General features: G+C 66.9%; 14 protein-coding genes. 11 read left to right on the plus strand and 3 right to left on the minus strand.

The window, feature by feature from the left end:
* The first annotated feature begins 125 nt into the window (after positions 1-125).
* The gene (locus K3551_RS17295; RefSeq protein WP_259916144.1) at positions 126-1,301 is read left to right on the plus strand and encodes an aspartate aminotransferase family protein; all 1,176 of its coding nucleotides are present in this window, start codon (positions 126-128) and stop codon (positions 1,299-1,301) included.
* A gap of 69 nt (positions 1,302-1,370) precedes the next feature.
* Positions 1,371-2,297: an ornithine carbamoyltransferase gene (gene argF / locus K3551_RS17300; protein ID WP_259916147.1), complete on the plus strand. Its 927-nt coding sequence runs from the start codon at positions 1,371-1,373 to the stop codon at positions 2,295-2,297.
* 87 nt (positions 2,298-2,384) lie between these two features.
* Here the strand turns inward: argF and K3551_RS17305 are convergent, their stop codons facing one another.
* Positions 2,385-3,023, minus strand: a complete 639-nt coding sequence (locus K3551_RS17305) for a GcrA family cell cycle regulator (protein ID WP_259916149.1) — start codon at positions 3,021-3,023, stop codon at positions 2,385-2,387.
* Between the two features lie 141 nt (positions 3,024-3,164).
* On the opposite strand from K3551_RS17305, the gene K3551_RS17310 reads away from it, so the two are divergent.
* Both K3551_RS17310 and K3551_RS17315 read left to right on the plus strand, forming a co-directional pair.
* Positions 3,165-3,974, plus strand: coding sequence for an ABC transporter permease (locus tag K3551_RS17310; protein ID WP_259916161.1), 810 nt, complete (start codon positions 3,165-3,167; stop codon positions 3,972-3,974).
* Complete coding sequence (locus K3551_RS17315) at positions 3,971-4,930, plus strand: serine hydrolase (protein WP_259916163.1); 960 nt, start codon at positions 3,971-3,973, stop codon at positions 4,928-4,930. The genes K3551_RS17310 and K3551_RS17315 overlap by 4 nt, the downstream gene beginning before the upstream one ends.
* Here the strand turns inward: K3551_RS17315 and K3551_RS17320 are convergent.
* The gene (locus K3551_RS17320; RefSeq protein WP_259916166.1) at positions 4,830-5,774 is read right to left on the minus strand and encodes a DMT family transporter; all 945 of its coding nucleotides are present in this window, start codon (positions 5,772-5,774) and stop codon (positions 4,830-4,832) included. The two genes, K3551_RS17315 and K3551_RS17320, sit on opposite strands and share 101 nt — an antisense overlap.
* 95 nt (positions 5,775-5,869) lie before the next feature.
* Between K3551_RS17320 and K3551_RS17325 the strand changes: the two genes are divergently transcribed.
* From K3551_RS17325 to K3551_RS17335, 3 genes are all read left to right on the plus strand, one after another.
* Complete coding sequence (locus tag K3551_RS17325) at positions 5,870-6,520, plus strand: SDR family NAD(P)-dependent oxidoreductase (protein WP_259916169.1); 651 nt, start codon at positions 5,870-5,872, stop codon at positions 6,518-6,520.
* The gene (locus K3551_RS17330) at positions 6,514-8,040 is read left to right on the plus strand and encodes a cryptochrome/photolyase family protein (protein ID WP_259916172.1); all 1,527 of its coding nucleotides are present in this window, start codon (positions 6,514-6,516) and stop codon (positions 8,038-8,040) included. Before K3551_RS17325 ends, K3551_RS17330 begins: the two co-directional genes overlap by 7 nt.
* A 123-nt stretch (positions 8,041-8,163) precedes the next feature.
* Complete coding sequence (locus K3551_RS17335) at positions 8,164-8,790, plus strand: hypothetical protein (protein ID WP_259916176.1); 627 nt, start codon at positions 8,164-8,166, stop codon at positions 8,788-8,790.
* Between the two features lie 165 nt (positions 8,791-8,955).
* Here K3551_RS17335 and K3551_RS17340 read toward each other — a convergent pair whose 3' ends face one another.
* Complete coding sequence (locus tag K3551_RS17340; protein WP_259916178.1) at positions 8,956-10,407, minus strand: MORN repeat-containing protein; 1,452 nt, start codon at positions 10,405-10,407, stop codon at positions 8,956-8,958.
* A gap of 212 nt (positions 10,408-10,619) precedes the next feature.
* Between K3551_RS17340 and K3551_RS17345 the strand changes: the two genes are divergently transcribed.
* The 4 genes from K3551_RS17345 (at position 10,620) to K3551_RS17360 (ending at position 14,943) form a co-directional block, all read left to right on the plus strand.
* Positions 10,620-12,284: an NAD+ synthase gene (locus tag K3551_RS17345; RefSeq protein ID WP_259916180.1), complete on the plus strand. Its 1,665-nt coding sequence runs from the start codon at positions 10,620-10,622 to the stop codon at positions 12,282-12,284.
* A 150-nt stretch (positions 12,285-12,434) separates the two neighbouring features.
* Positions 12,435-12,845 (plus strand): VOC family protein, encoded by a 411-nt coding sequence (locus tag K3551_RS17350; RefSeq protein WP_259916182.1) that lies wholly within the window; start codon positions 12,435-12,437, stop codon positions 12,843-12,845.
* Positions 12,842-13,774, plus strand: a complete 933-nt coding sequence (locus tag K3551_RS17355; protein ID WP_259916184.1) for a glyoxylate/hydroxypyruvate reductase A — start codon at positions 12,842-12,844, stop codon at positions 13,772-13,774. The genes K3551_RS17350 and K3551_RS17355 overlap by 4 nt, the downstream gene beginning before the upstream one ends.
* A gap of 65 nt (positions 13,775-13,839) precedes the next feature.
* On the plus strand, positions 13,840-14,943 hold the full coding sequence (locus K3551_RS17360; RefSeq protein ID WP_259916187.1) for a pyridoxal phosphate-dependent aminotransferase: 1,104 nt from the start codon (positions 13,840-13,842) through the stop codon (positions 14,941-14,943).
* Positions 14,944-14,952 lie beyond the last annotated feature (9 nt).

Consider the following 14,952-nt stretch of genomic DNA (forward strand, 5'->3'; position numbering starts at 1 on the left):
AAACACGGCCCCCCGGATGCCGTCGATTGACATTGCCGTGAGACGCGCGTGATCCGCTTTTGTTGACAGGCCTCGTGAATTCCGCCACGCGGGGGCCTTACCTCCAGCCAAAAAGGATCACGGAGATGATTTCGCCCATCCTGCCCACCTACAACCGCGCCCCCCTGAGCTTCGTCTCGGGCCTAGGCTCCTGGCTTGTGGAAGCGGACGGGCGACGTTTTCTCGACCTCGGGGCGGGGATCGCGGTCAATGTGCTGGGCCATGCCCATCCGAAACTGACCGAGGCGCTGACCGCGCAGGCGGGGCAGTTGTGGCATACGTCCAACCTCTACCACATTCCCCAACAGGAGGCGTTGGCAGAAAAGCTGGTCGACGCCACCTTTGCGGATACCTGTTTCTTCACCAACTCCGGCACCGAGGCCTGTGAACTTGCGGTCAAGATGGCCCGCAAATATTGGTCCGAACAGGGCCAGCCAGAGCGGAATGTCATCCTGGCCTTCGGCGGGTCGTTCCACGGCCGGTCCTCGGCGGGCATCGCCGCCGCCGGGTCCGAAAAGATGACCAAGGGCTTCGGCCCTCTCCTGCCCGGGTTCCGCCACCTGCCGTTTGGCGACCACGAGGCGCTGGCAGAGGCGATGAAGGCCCCCGACGTTGCCGCCGTCATCCTGGAACCGGTTCAGGGCGAAGGCGGTATCATCCCGGTGCCGGATCAATGCCTGAAGGGGCTGCGCGACGCCTGCGACGAGACCGGGGCCCTGATGATCCTGGACGAAGTGCAATGCGGCATGGGCCGGACCGGTCGCCTGTTCGCCCATGAATGGGCGGGGATCTCGCCGGACATCATGATGGTGGCCAAGGGGATCGGCGGCGGCTTTCCTCTGGGTGCCCTGCTGGCGACGGAACGGGCGGCCTCCGGCATGACCGCGGGCACGCATGGGTCCACCTATGGCGGCAACCCACTGGCCTGTGCGGTGGGCAACGCGGTCATGGATATCGTGGCCGACGATGCCTTCCTGGCCGAGGTGAACCGCAAGGCAGGCCTGCTGCGCCAGGGCCTGGAGGGTCTGGTCGCCTCGCACCCCGAGATCTTCGAACTGGTGCGCGGCTCCGGCCTGATGCTGGGCCTGAAATGCAAGGTTCCGGCGGGCGACGTGGTTCAGGCCGCCTATGGCCAGGACACCTGCATCGTGCCCGCCGCAAACAACACCGTACGCCTGCTGCCCGCGCTCAACATCGCCGACGACGACATCCGCGAGGCGGTCGCCCGTCTCGACCGTGCCGCCGCTTCGCTCGCCGACTGATCTTCCTCTGGCCGAAAATACCTTGGGGGTCCGGGGGCTAGCCCCCGGCGCTCTCCGACGGAGATACCGATGACCCATTTTCTCGACATTCACACAACCGACCCGGCGCAATTGCGCGCCATCCTCGACAGCGCCACGGCGATGAAATCCGCACGGGGCGACCGGCCGAAGGGCACCCCCGACGACGACCTACCGCTGGCGGGGCGCGTCGTGGCGCTGATCTTCGAAAAACCTTCGACCCGCACAAGGATCAGCTTTGACGTGGGCACCCGTCAGATGGGCGGCACCACGCTGGTTCTGTCCGGGGCCGACATGCAACTGGGCCATGGCGAAACCATCGCCGACACCGCCCGCGTCCTGTCGCGCTATGTCGACCTGATCATGATCCGCACCTTCGGCGAGGACATCCTGACCGAAATGGCCGACCACGCCACGGTGCCGGTGATCAACGGGCTGACGGATACGTCGCACCCCTGTCAGATCATGGCCGACGTCATGACGTTCGAGGAACATCGCGGCTCGATCAAGGGCAAGCGCGTGGCCTGGATGGGCGACGGCAACAATGTCGCGCAGAGCTTCCTGCACGCCGCCGCGTCCTTCGGGTTCGATTTCACCTTTTCGGGACCGCACCAGCTGGACCCGAAACCCGAACTCGTTGGCCTGGCGCGCGAGGCGGGATGCGACGTGCGGATCGAACGCGATCCGGTGCGCGCGGTGGCTGACGCCGATCTGGTCGTGACCGATACCTGGGTCAGCATGGGCGACGCCGAAAGCTCGCGCCAGCGCCGCCACAATCTGTTGCGGCCCTATCAGGTCAATGAACTGCTGATGGAACAGGCCCCGGCAGAGGCGCTGGTCATGCACTGCCTGCCCGCCCACCGGGGCGAAGAGATCACCGACGCCGTCCTCGACGGCCCGCAATCGGTGGTCTTCGACGAGGCGGAGAACCGGTTGCACGCGCAAAAGGCCATCATGCGCTGGTGCCTGGGCCTGTGAAACGCAAAGGCCCCGCCAAGCGGCGGGGCCAAACTTTGATATCAAAGTTTGGGGAAAGTCTTATCTAAGACTTTCCTGCCGCCCGCATTACCGGCGGCGGTCGCGGCGCGACGACATTGGCTGGAACGCCACGCTCACATGCGCCTCGCAATAGGGTTTGCCCGCCTGAACCGGCAATCCGCAGAACCAGAACTTCTCGGTCGCCGGATCCCCGATCGGCCATTTGCAGGTCCGCTCCGTCAGCTCCATCAGCGAGATCTTCTTGGCGGTCTTCTCGACCGCGTTCACCTTGGCCAGCGCTTCGGGCGAAATCTCGTTGGCAGACGGCTGCGGGGGCAGCGGCTGACCGGCCATCAATGGCTTGCGCAGAGGCGTGACGTTGGTGCCATGGGGCACGGCCGCCATGGTGCGCGGCTCATCGTCGTCGTCCTCTTCCTCCTCGACGGCGGGCGGTTCGGGCGCGGGCTCTTCCTTGGGCTCGGGTGCGGCGGCCTTGGGCGGTTCTGCCTTGGGCGGTTTGGGGGCCGCTTTCGGGGCTTCCGGCGCGGCGGCGGTCGCGGGCTCGTCTTCCTTGCCCTGGTTGCGGTTCGACAGGCCAAGGCGATGCACCTTGCCGATCACCGCATTACGGGTGACGCCGCCCAATTCCTTGGCGATCTGCGACGCGCTGGCCCCTTCGCCCCACATCCGTTTGAGGGTCTCGACGCGTTCGTCGGTCCAGGCCATGACATGCTCCACTTCGCTGTTCGGGTCCGGGGCCGTGCGTCGTTGCACAGGCAGACCGCACTGGTCTTCCCGGAAGTTGTCCTATTGTAAGCCCTCGGGCCGCCGTTACAAGCGGCCGCACATGACACCGGAGGGTCAAGGATGGCAAGCGAAACCATGGCGACACAGGGCGTGCGCCGTTTCGGCCGAGTCAACTGGCTGGGCATGCGCACCCTCATAGAGCGCGAGGTCCGCCGGTTCGCCACTGTCTGGACCCAGACCCTGCTGGCCCCTCTGGTCACCGCCGGGCTGTTCCTGCTGATTTTCACCATTGCGGTCGGTGCGCGGCGGGGCGACGTCATGGGCGTCAGCTTTCTGCATTTCCTGGCCCCCGGCATCCTGATGATGACGGTGATCCAGAATTCCTTTGCCAACGTGTCGTCGTCGATCGTCATTTCCAAGGTGCAGGGGAACATCGTCGACACGCTGATGCCGCCGCTTTCGGCAACAGAGCTGGTCATTGGCTACCTGGCTGGCGGGATCTTGCGGGGCATGCTGGTATCGGTGGCGATTGCGGTGACCCTGTTCCCGTTTATCGGTCTGGGCATCCACAACCCCCTGATGGCGTTGGTCTGGGTCGCATTGGGCGGCGCATTCCTGGGCAGCCTGGGCATCGTCGCGGGGGTCTTCGCCAACAAGTTCGACCAGATGGCGGCGATCACCAATTTCATCGTCACGCCGCTCAGCTTTCTGTCGGGCACGTTCTATTCGTTGGAAACCATGCCGCCGGTGTTGCAGGCAATCAGCCACGCAAACCCGGTGTTCTACCTGATCGACGGGCTGCGGCATTCGGTTCTGGGCGTCTCCGACAGCTCTCCCTGGTTGGGGTTCGCGGTGGTGACCGCCTCGACGCTGGCCGTCGGCGCGGTCGCCTGGTGGATGTTCCGCACGGGATACCGGCTCAAATCGTGAGGCGCGCGCTTGCGGTTCTGCTGTCGCTGGCGGGCGGGGCACAGGCGCAGGGGACCGCAGGGGTTGCCGCGATCTGGGTCTCCGGTGAGACGGCGATAACCGTCGCGGGCGACACCCACGCAGGCGGGCGGCCCGTCACCGAGGCGGACGCCTGGCACATCGGGTCGATGACAAAGGCGATGACGGCGACCCTGGCCGGGCGCCTGGTGGCGCGGGGTGTGCTGGACTGGGACACGCCGGTCGAGTCCCTGCTGGACGCAGCCCCCCCTTGGCACGGTGTGACCCTGGCGCAGCTGTTGACCCACCGCTCTGGCATGGCCGCGAACCCATCGCGGCTGGTCCTGCTGCGGCGACCGGACCGGGCGACCTATGTGGGACAGATGCTGCGCAGCCGACCCGCGGCGGCGCGGGGCACGTTCCTCTATTCCAACGCGGGCTATACCGTCGCCGGTGCCATGCTGCAGGCCGCAACGGGGCGCACCTGGGAAGACCTGATCGCCGCAGATGTCTGGGGCCCTCTTGGCATGCAGGGCATGGGCTTTGGCGCGCCGAACGGCATCTGGGGCCACGCGCCCTCCCCTTGGCCACCGGGACCCAAAGCCGACAACATTCCCGCGATGGCCCCGGCGGGCACAGTCCATGCGCCGCCTGCCGCCATGCTGCGATTCCTCGCCGCCCATGCGACCCGCGATCCCGCCTTTCTGCCGCCCGAGGTGTGGGAAAGGTTGCAGGCACCCATGGGGGACTATGCCATGGGATGGTCGGTTCAGGACGGGACGCTGCAGCACGCCGGCACGAACACGGCGTGGCTGGCGCAGATGGCAATCCGGGGGGACCGGGCGGTCTTTGTGGCGGTCAATGGCTATGGGACGGCGGCGGAAGCGGCGGTACGGTCGGCAACACAGGCGGCGATGACCGTCGCCCCTCCCGCCATGCCAAAAGCGCCGCGCCCGTGACGATCAGACCGGTGCCCAGCCAGCCGACGGCGTCGGGGATGACCCCGAACAACATCGCGTCATAGAGCCCCGCGAACACCAGCGTCAGATAGCTGAACGGCGTCACGAAGCTGGCCTCCGCCCGCGCCAGCGCGTTGACGAAGCAACCCTGCGCCGCCGCCATCGTCACCCCCAGCGCAGCCATCGCCCCCCATTGCGCCGCCGTCGGGGCCTGCCAGATCGTCACCACGCTGAGCCCGGAGATCACAAGCCCCAGTCCGTTCGCCCAGACCAGCGTGGCCATCAGCGGCTCGCGCCGGGTCAGGCGCTTGATGAACATGACCTCGCACCCCAGGATCACCGCCGCCGCCAGCGCCAGCAGGGCACCGGGGGCTATGGCACCCGTCCCCGGACGCAGCAGCAGACCCGCCCCGCCAAGCGCGATTGCCGCCGCAAGCCAGCGCCAGCGGCCCACCTTTTCGCCCAGAACGGGAATCGCCAGCATCATCGCAAAGATCGGGTTGAGGAAGGTAATCGCCGTGGCCTCCGCCAGGGGGATGGTGGCGACCGCCGCGAACATCAACGTCACGCCCGCCCAACCGCAGGCGATCCGTCCCAGGTGCAGCGGCAGATGCGCGGTGGTCAGACGCGGACGCAACACGGCGGCCACGGCAAAGAAGGTCAGCGCCCCGAACAGATAGCGCCCGAAGCTGACCATGAAGGGCGGCAGCGACGGGCCCAGAACCTCCGTGCCCAGCGCCTTGGCCATCAACGTCGTGGCCGCGATGAAAACGGTGGCCATCACCATGAATGCCACCGCAAGCAACGGGGCGGCGGCGGGGCCGATGTCGGTCTGGGCGGGCATCCGGGGGCATCCTGCAGGGGAACACCGGGGCTATACCGGCTCGGCCACGCGCTGCCCATCCTTGACCGCCCGGCCCGCGCGCCTAGCTGCGCCCCATGGCACATGCACTTATCATCGGGGCTTCCGGCGGGATCGGCGGCGCGCTCGCCCAGGCTCTCGGGGCGACACATCGGGTAACCCGGCTCAGCCGGTCCGCTGACGGGCTGGACGTGACCGACCCCGCGTCGGTCGAAACGGCATTGGCGGGCGTGGACGGGCCCGTCGATCTGGCCTTTGTCGCGACGGGTATCCTGGCCCCCAAGGGCGCGGCCCCGGAAAAGACGTTGGAGGCCATCGACGCGGATGTCATGGCCCGCACCTTCGCCGTCAACGCCATCGGCCCGGCCCTGATCCTGCGCGCATTGGCCCCGAAATTGTCGGACGATGCCCGCGTGGGCGTGTTGACGGCACGGGTCGGATCCATCGGGGACAACCGCATGGGCGGCTGGTACGCCTACCGCGCCGCCAAGGCCGCCGCCAACCAGATCACCCACGGCGCCGCCATCGAAATCGGCCGCCGCCGCAAAGGTTCGGTCGTGGTCGCGCTGCACCCCGGTACGGTCGAGACCCCCTTTACCGCAGGGTACAAGGCGCAGAAGCTGACGCCCGATGCCAGTGCCGCCAAGCTGATCGAGGTTTTGACAAACCTGACCCCCGCCGACACGGGCGGCTTTTTCGATCACGCCGGACGGCCGATCGAATGGTAGCACGGCTGATCCTGGTGCTTGGGGACCAGCTGTCTGACGGCCTCAGCGCGCTGCGCGAAGGCGACCGCGCCACCGACACGGTCGTCATGGCCGAGGTACTGGCGGAAACCGACTACGCCCCCCATCACCCCAAGAAGATCGCCTTCCTGTTTGCCGCGATGCGCAAGCACGCGGCGCACCTGCGCGATGACGGCTGGCAGGTCCGCTACACCCCTCTCGACGACGCCGAAAACACCCACTCCATCCCCGGAGAGCTGCTGCGCGCCGCTCAGGCGACGGGCGCGACCGAGGTCATCGGGACGGAACCCGGAGAGTTCCGCCTGATTTCCGCGTTGGAGGACGGCCCCCTGCCCGTCCACCTGTTCCCCGACGACCGGTTTCTGGCCAGCCATGCGGATTTCGAGGCCTGGGCCGAGGGGCGCAAGGAATTGCGGATGGAATGGTTCTACCGCGAGATGCGCCGCAAGACCGGCCTGCTGATGGACGGGTCCGACCCCGCAGGCGGGAAATGGAACTTTGACCACGACAACCGCAAACGCCCGCCCAAGGGACTGGCCCCCATCGGTCCCCTGCGCCACACCCCCGACGCCGTGACCCAGGATGTGCTGGAACTGGTCCGCACCCGGTTTGGCAATCGCTACGGCACGCTGGACGATTTCTGGTTCGCCTCCGACCGGGCGGGGGCCTTGGCGGCCCTGGATCATTTCACCGCGCACCATCTGCCGTGCTTTGGCGACTATCAGGACGCGATGGTGACCGGGCAGCCGTTCCTCTATCATTCGGTGCTGTCGATCTATCTGAACGCAGGCCTGCTGGGCTGGCGCGAGGTCTGCGACGCCGCAGAGACCGCCTGGCGCGCGGGCGACGCGCCCCTGAACGCGGTCGAAGGGTTCATTCGCCAGATCATCGGCTGGCGCGAATACATCCGCGGCATCTATTTCCGCGAAGGCCCCGATTACACGACCCGCAACGCCCTGAACCACGACCGCGCGCTGCCCGAATTCTATTGGACCGGCCAGACCGACATGCGCTGCCTGTCAGAGGCGATCGGGGCCACGATGGACCACGCCTACGCCCACCACATCCAACGCCTGATGGTCACCGGCAACTTTGCCCTGCTGGCCGGGATCGATCCGCATCAGGTCCACCAATGGTATCTCAGCGTCTATGCCGACGCCTATGAATGGGTCGAGGCCCCCAACGTCATCGGCATGAGCCAATGGGCCGATGGCGGCGTGGTCGGGTCCAAGCCCTATGTCTCGGGCGGGAACTACATCAACCGGATGTCGGACCACTGCAAGACCTGCGTCTATTCCGTCAGCAAGAAGACCGGCGACGGGGCCTGCCCTTTCAACCTGTTGTATTGGCATTTTCTGGACCGCCATCGCGACAGGTTCGCAGGCAACCCGCGCATGGCGCAGATGTATCGCACCTGGGACCGGATGGACGCCGATCATCGCGCGACGGTCCTGACCGAGGCCCGGGAATTCCTGGCCCATCTCGATATGACGAAAACCTGACAGTTCTCACAAGTTTTCGGAAAATCGCTGCTTTTCCCCCTTCGTGCCGCATTTCCGCCGCCGACTGCCTGCATCTTGAGCGCAACTTGAATGAATGAGTGCGCATCGGTCGGAGGTTTCGCCATGCAGTTTGATCGTCTTCTTTCCCAGACCATGACGCGGATCACCCGTGCCGGTCAGGGCCTGCGCAAGCAAGCACCGGCGGATGCGGTGCCACTGTCTGCCGCCATGGTCAAAGACGACCTGCGGGGCTCCGGCTCCTGGGCGAACGACTGGGCCAAGGGGCGTAAGGCAAGCGATCCGACCCCGACCGCCGCACCCGCAAGGACGAAACGCCGCCCTGCCGCGCCCGCCGCTGCTGTCGATTCCATTCCCGAGGGCACGATCCGCGCCCGCCCCCTGATGTCGACGCGAGACGTCAAACTGCATCAGTGGATTTCCGACCGGCTGGAGGCCGAGGCCCCGACCTGCGCGCTGCATGCTGGCGTTGCCCTGGGCGCGTTCCTCGTTTCTGCCGAGACCCGCGACGGGTATGATCCGCTGGCCGGGCTGGTCGCCGATCTGCTGATCTCCGATGACCAGGGTCAACCGCTTGTGGTGTTGATCCGTGAAAACCGGGCTCATCCAGCCCGACAGATTCTTTTGCTTGATGCCCTGATGGACGCAGGCCTGCCCATCGTCGACATCCAGCCACGCCCCTCTCTCTCGGCATTGTGGTCCGGCATCGCCGACCATCTGCCCAGGGACTAAAGCTCCCCCACGGGGGATCAGGGACACGCCACAGTTGGTTCGGCGTTATGGTTTTGTTCCCTGACAAGACGGCAGACGCGCATGATCTCAAGGGATCGCTGCGCGTCTGCCTATCTTGCGTTCAAAAAGATGTACCAGCGGGTCGGAACCCACCGCGATCCGCGGTCAGTTCCCGTCGCCCGCCGGAGCCGCTTGTTCAGGGGCAGCCTCTGCCTCCGGGGCGGCCTCTGCCGTATCGCGTTCAGCCAGCGCCCCTGCTTCCCAACGGCCCCGTTCCACCTGTCCGGTGGCATAACGCATGGTGCCGGGGCCTTGGCGGCGACCGGCGGCAAAGGCCCCCTCGTAGATGTCGCCGTTGGCATAGGTTGCCACGCCTTCGCCCTCGATCTCTCCGTCGTTCCAGCCGCCTTCGTAGCTGAACCCGTCGGCCATCACGATCTTACCCTGCCCCTCGCGCTGGCCGCGCACGAACTGTCCTTCGTAGACGGTGCCGTCGGCGTAGGTGGCTTTCCCCTGACCGTGGCGCAGCCCCTCGGCCCATTCGCCCTCGTAGCGGTAGCCGTCGGTAAAGGTCATGACGCCCTGCCCGTGGTTCTGAGCGTTCAGGAATTCCCCCTCATAGACCAACCCGTTAGGGTATTCCGCACGGCCCATGCCGTCGATCACCCCGGCCTTCCACGCCCCTTCGTAGGTGGCGCCGTCGACGTAGGTGATCTTGCCCTCGCCATCGGCCAGGTCGTTGGCGAAGGTGCCCACGTAGACCGACCCGTCGGGATAGGTCACTTCGCCCGCGCCCTCGATCCGGCCCTCGACCCAGCCACCTGTGTAGACGTAGCCGTCGGTGCCGGTGAACGTGCCCTGACCGTGGCGGCGGTCGGCGGCGAATTCGCCCTCATAGGTGTCGCCGTTGGCATAGGTGACGCGGCCCTGGCCCTCGCGCTGGCCACCGACGAGGGTGCCCTCGTAGATGTCGCCGTTGGCCTGGGTCAGCTTGCCCTCGCCGTTGATCTGACCGTCGGCCCAGGCCCCGTCATAGATCAGCCCATCGGGGGTGCGCAGCACGCCCTGACCGGACCGCACGTTGCCGGCCATCGTACCGTCGTAGGTGGACCCGTCAGGATAGCTGATGCGCCCCTCGCCTTCCTTGACGCCCGCGACCCAGCCCCCCTCGTAGCGGTAGCCGTTGGGGGCCTCCATCACGCCCTGACCTTCGTGAAGGGCATTGACGAAACCGCCGGTGTACCGGGTGCCGTTGGCGTAATCGGCCATACCGTCCCCTTCGATCCGGCCTTCGACCCAGCCACCGGTGTAGGTGCCGCCATCGGCGAATGTGATCATTCCCTCGCCGTCGGGCTTGCCCGCCTTGAATTCACCCTCATAGATCGACCCGTCGGGAAATTTGGCGCGGCCCTGGCCGCGGATCTCTCCGTCGACCCATTCGCCGCTGTATTCATAACCTGACGGCAGGGTGTAGGTGCCGGTGCCGTGCTGCTTGCCGTCCCGGAAGGTACCCTCGTAGACGCCGCCGCCCTCGTATTGCTTGGTCACCACCTCTTGTGCCACGGCGGTGCCCGCGATCAGAGCCAGACCCAGAGCGGTTCCCAGAAGGTGCTTCATCGACAATATCCCCAGACTGCGCGTCATTCCCTGCGCGCGAGGCTAGGCAAAGGCGCGGGCACTCGCAACAAGGGACTGGATTTCGCGGTAAAACCGGGGGGCCGCGCCGATCCATGCGTGCCACGGACCCGCGCGACGGCGCCTAGCGCTTTCCCCCACCGGCCCTGCGCGCTAGGTGACCCGCGACAGCCCCCCGCGCCCCGGAGACCCCGATGTCCGACACCTTTCGCCTGACGCTCGCGCAGCTAAACCCAGTGATGGGCGACCTGGAGGGCAACGCCGCCCGTGCCCGCGCCGCCTGGGCACAGGCCCGCGACGCCGGCGCCGACATGCTGGCCCTGCCCGAGATGTTCCTGACCGGCTACCAGCCTCAGGATCTGGTGCGCAAACCGGCGTTCGTTGCCGATGCCACCCGGCATCTCAACGCCCTGATCGCGGACTGCGTCGACGGGCCCGCCATCGGCATCGGCGCACCGCTGTGGCCGACCGGGGCGGACAAACCCTACAACGCCTATGTCGTGGCCCAGAATGGCGCCGTCCTGGCCGAGGTCGTCAAGCATCACCTGCCGAACTACAAGGTTTTCGACGAAAAACGCTATTTCGAAAGTGGCGATGTCTCAGGGCCTTACGTCGTCAACGGCGTCCGCATCGGCACCCCCATCTGCGAGGATGCCTGGTTCGACGACGTGACCGAAACCCTGGCCGAGACAGGCGCCGAGATCCTGGTAGTGCCCAACGGATCGCCCTATTTCCGCGGCAAGCAGGACGTCCGCTATGGCCACATGGTCGCCCGCACGGTCGAGACGGGGCTGCCGCTGTGCTATCTCAATCTGGTGGGCGGCCAGGACGATCAGATCTTTGACGGGGCCAGCTTTGTGCTGAACCCCGGCGGCCAGTTGACCCACCACCTCGACTGTTTCACCGAAGAGATCGTGACCGTCGATTTCGACCGCACCGACGACGGCTGGCGCGCCCGCGACGGTGCAAAGGCCCCCCAACCCGAAGGACCGAGTGCCGACTATCGCGCAATGGTCGTCGCGCTGCGGGACTACATGGCCAAGGCGGGGTTCAAACAATGCCTTCTGGGCCTGTCGGGCGGTGTCGATTCGGCCATCGTGGCGGCGATCGCCGTCGACGCGGTCGGCCCTGAAAACGTGCGCTGCGTCATGCTGCCGTCGGAATACACCTCTGCGCACTCGCTCGAGGATGCGCGCGGCGTGGCCGAGCGTCTGGGCTGCCGGCTGGACACCGTGCCGATCGCGGCGGGCCGGGCCGCCATCACCGACACGCTGGCCCCGCTGTTCGAGGGCACCAAGCCCGACCTGACCGAGGAAAACATCCAGTCCCGCCTGCGCGGCCTGCTGCTTATGGCGCTGTCGAACAAGTTCGGGGAAATGCTGTTGACCACCGGCAACAAGTCCGAGGTCGCGGTCGGCTATGCCACGATCTATGGCGACATGTCGGGCGGCTACAATCCGGTCAAGGACCTCTACAAGACGGATCTCTTCGAGGTTTGCCGCTGGCGCAATGCCAACACCGCAGATTGGTTCAAGGGCCCGAAGGGGGAGGTCATGCCGGTGCGCGTCATCGACAAACCGCCCTCGGCAGAGCTGCGCGAGGACCAGAAGGATGAGGACAGCCTGCCGCCCTATCCGGTACTCGACGACATCCTGAAACGCCTGATCGACGAAGAACAATCGGTGGAACAGGCCGTCGCGGCAGGCCATGACCGCGACGTGGTCAAACACGTGGAACGGCTGGTCTATCTGTCGGAATACAAACGCTTCCAATCCGCGCCGGGGGCCCGCCTTTCACAGCGCGCGTTCTGGCTGGACCGGCGCTATCCCATCGTCAACCGCTGGCGCGATCCGTCCTGAGATGCGCCGCCCGGCCGGGGTCCCGGCACGGGATGGGCTGCCCCGCCGGCTTGTGACACCGGAAACACCCCGGCGGGCGCGCCCGGGCGTGATATCACGGATCACTCATCCTGATTTCCCTCGACCGCGCGTCGCTGCTAGGCAGGCATCATGAGCATCTTTCACCTCGCCTTCAATATTCGTGACCTTGACGAAGCCCGTGCCTTCTATGGCGACCTTCTGGGCTGCACCGAGGGTCGGTCCACCGACACCTGGGTCGATTTCAATTTCTTCGGGCACCAACTGAGCCTGCATCTGGGCGCCCCCTTTGCCCACGCGGCCACGGGGCGGGTCGGCGACCACTTGGTGCCGATGCCGCATTTCGGGGTGCTGCTGCCGATGGTGGACTGGCGCGGGCTGGCCGACCGGTTGCAGGCGGCGGGCGTTGATTTTGTTCTGGCACCGACCCTGCGGTTCGAAGGTCAGCCGGGCGAACAAGCCACGATGTTCTTCCACGACCCCTCGGGCAACCCGATCGAGATCAAGGGGATGCGCGACCTGTCCGGGGCCTTTGCCACGTGACACGCATCCTGTTCGCCGCCCGCCCCGAAACCTGGGCGGCCTACCGGGACTGCCTGCCTGCCGCCCTGACCGACGCGGGCGTGACCGCCGAAATCGCCACCCTGGCCGAGGCACCGGACCCCGCGACCGTCGACTGGATCGTCTATGCCCCAAACGCGGGCCTGACCGATTTCACCGCCTACACCCGGCTCAAGGGGGTGCTGAACCTCTGGGCCGGGGTCGAGGACGTGGAGGGCAACCGCACCCTGACCGTCCCCCTGACCCGTATGGTGGACGGCGACCTGACGCAGGGCATGGTGGAATGGGTGACCGGTCATGTGCTGCGCCACCATCTGGGCATGGACGCGCAGATCAAGGGAACCGGCTGGCAACCTGATTTCCCGCCGCTGGCCCGCGACCGACCGGTCGCCGTTCTGGGCCTGGGCGAACTGGGCGCCGCCTGCGCCACCGCCCTGGCGGGCCTGGGCTTTCCCGTCACCGGATGGGCGCGGACCGTCAAGGACATCGCCGGCGTTCGCTCCGTCTGCGGCCCCGAGGGCCTGCGCGACGCGCTTTCGCAGGCGCAGATCACCGTCTTGCTGACCCCGCTGACCCGAACGACCGAGAATCTGATGACCGCCGAACGCCTGGGTTGGATGCCGCCCGGCGCGGTGCTGATCAATCCGGGCCGCGGCGCGCTGATCGACGATGACGCGCTGCTGGCCGCGCTTGACGGCCACCTGGGTCACGCCACATTGGATGTGTTCCGGGTAGAACCCCTGCCCCGGGCGCACCCCTTCTGGGCGCACCCCAGGGTGACCGTGACGCCGCATATCGCCTCGACCACGCGCCCCGCCTCGGCCGCGCGGGTCATCGCCGAGAATATCCGCCGGGGCCAAGCCGGAGAGCCGCTCCTGCACGTCGTGGACCGACGCGAGGCGCTGGCCTGAGACCGGTGGCCCGGCGGCACGCCCTGCGCTAGGAATGGCCCAGACCGCAACCCCCGGAGCCCGCCATGACCCACCGCCTGACACCGCTGGCGCAGTCCCTGCCCGCCTCCGTCCCCTTCGTGGGGCCCGAGGCACAGGAACGTGCGCGCGGGGCCGCATTTACCGCCCGTCTGGGGGCCAACGAAAGCGTCTTCGGCCCCTCTCCCCGCGCCATTGCCGCGATGGAGGTCGCCGCCCGCGACGCCTGGATGTACGGCGACCCGGAGGTGCACGACCTGCGCCAGGCGCTGGCCCGCCATCACGCCATCCCGCCCGAAGCGATCATCCCCGGTGAGGGGATCGACGGATTGCTGGGCTATCTGGTGCGGTTGCTGGTGGGACCGGGGGATGCGGTGGTCACGTCCCAGGGGGCCTATCCGACGTTCAACTACCATGTCGCGGGGTTCGGCGGCACGCTGCACGCGGTGCCCTACAGGGACGACCATGAGGACCCGGAGGCCCTGCTGGCCAAGGCGCGCGCGGTGGATGCCAAGCTGATCTACCTGGCCAATCCCGACAATCCGATGGGCAGCTGGCACCAGGCCACCACGATCACCGACATGCTGGATCACCTGCCCGCCGGCTGTTTGCTGTGCCTGGATGAAGCCTACGCCGACCTGGCCCCGCCCGAAGCGATCCCGCCGCTCGACCCCGCCGATCCCCGCCTGATCCGTATGCGGACCTTTTCCAAGGCGCATGGCCTGGCGGGATTGCGCGTGGGCTACGGCATCGGTCACCCGGATCTGATCTCGGCCTTCGATCGGGTGCGCAATCACTTTGGCCTTGGTCGGGTGGCGCAGGCTGGCGCGCTGGGCGCGCTGTCGGATACGGATTGGCTGGCCAACGTGCAGGCGCTGGTGGCGCAGTCGCGCGACGCCATCGCAGCCATCACCAAGGCTCAGGGTCTGCGCCCGCTCCCCTCGGCCACCAATTTTGTTACCGTGGATTGCGGCCGCGACGGCGACTTTGCCCGACGCGTTCTGGCCGGGCTGATCGCCGAGGGTGTCTTTGTCCGGATGCCGGGGGTCGCGCCGCTTGACCGCTGCATCCGGATCGGCTGCGGGTCTCAGGCGGATATGACCGCACTGGGCGAAGCCTTGCCCAAGGCGTTGGCCCGCGCGGCATCGTGACTTTCCAGA

Source organism: Jannaschia sp. M317 (assembly GCF_025141175.1).
Classification (GTDB): Bacteria; Pseudomonadota; Alphaproteobacteria; order Rhodobacterales; family Rhodobacteraceae; genus Jannaschia.

What these genes read in the sequence shown, in the direction of transcription:
- K3551_RS17295 (WP_259916144.1), top strand. Translation starts at nt 126, where the DNA reads ATGATTTCGCCCATCCTGCCCACCTACAACCGCGCCCCCCTGAGCTTC.
- argF (WP_259916147.1), top strand. Translation starts at nt 1,371, where the DNA reads ATGACCCATTTTCTCGACATTCACACAACCGACCCGGCGCAATTGCGC.
- K3551_RS17305 (WP_259916149.1), bottom strand. Translation starts at nt 3,023, where the DNA reads ATGGCCTGGACCGACGAACGCGTCGAGACCCTCAAACGGATGTGGGGC.
- K3551_RS17310 (WP_259916161.1), top strand. Translation starts at nt 3,165, where the DNA reads ATGGCAAGCGAAACCATGGCGACACAGGGCGTGCGCCGTTTCGGCCGA.
- K3551_RS17320 (WP_259916166.1), bottom strand. Translation starts at nt 5,774, where the DNA reads ATGCCCGCCCAGACCGACATCGGCCCCGCCGCCGCCCCGTTGCTTGCG.
- K3551_RS17325 (WP_259916169.1), top strand. Translation starts at nt 5,870, where the DNA reads ATGGCACATGCACTTATCATCGGGGCTTCCGGCGGGATCGGCGGCGCG.
- K3551_RS17330 (WP_259916172.1), top strand. Translation starts at nt 6,514, where the DNA reads ATGGTAGCACGGCTGATCCTGGTGCTTGGGGACCAGCTGTCTGACGGC.
- K3551_RS17335 (WP_259916176.1), top strand. Translation starts at nt 8,164, where the DNA reads ATGCAGTTTGATCGTCTTCTTTCCCAGACCATGACGCGGATCACCCGT.
- K3551_RS17340 (WP_259916178.1), bottom strand. Translation starts at nt 10,407, where the DNA reads ATGAAGCACCTTCTGGGAACCGCTCTGGGTCTGGCTCTGATCGCGGGC.
- K3551_RS17345 (WP_259916180.1), top strand. Translation starts at nt 10,620, where the DNA reads ATGTCCGACACCTTTCGCCTGACGCTCGCGCAGCTAAACCCAGTGATG.
- K3551_RS17350 (WP_259916182.1), top strand. Translation starts at nt 12,435, where the DNA reads ATGAGCATCTTTCACCTCGCCTTCAATATTCGTGACCTTGACGAAGCC.
- K3551_RS17360 (WP_259916187.1), top strand. Translation starts at nt 13,840, where the DNA reads ATGACCCACCGCCTGACACCGCTGGCGCAGTCCCTGCCCGCCTCCGTC.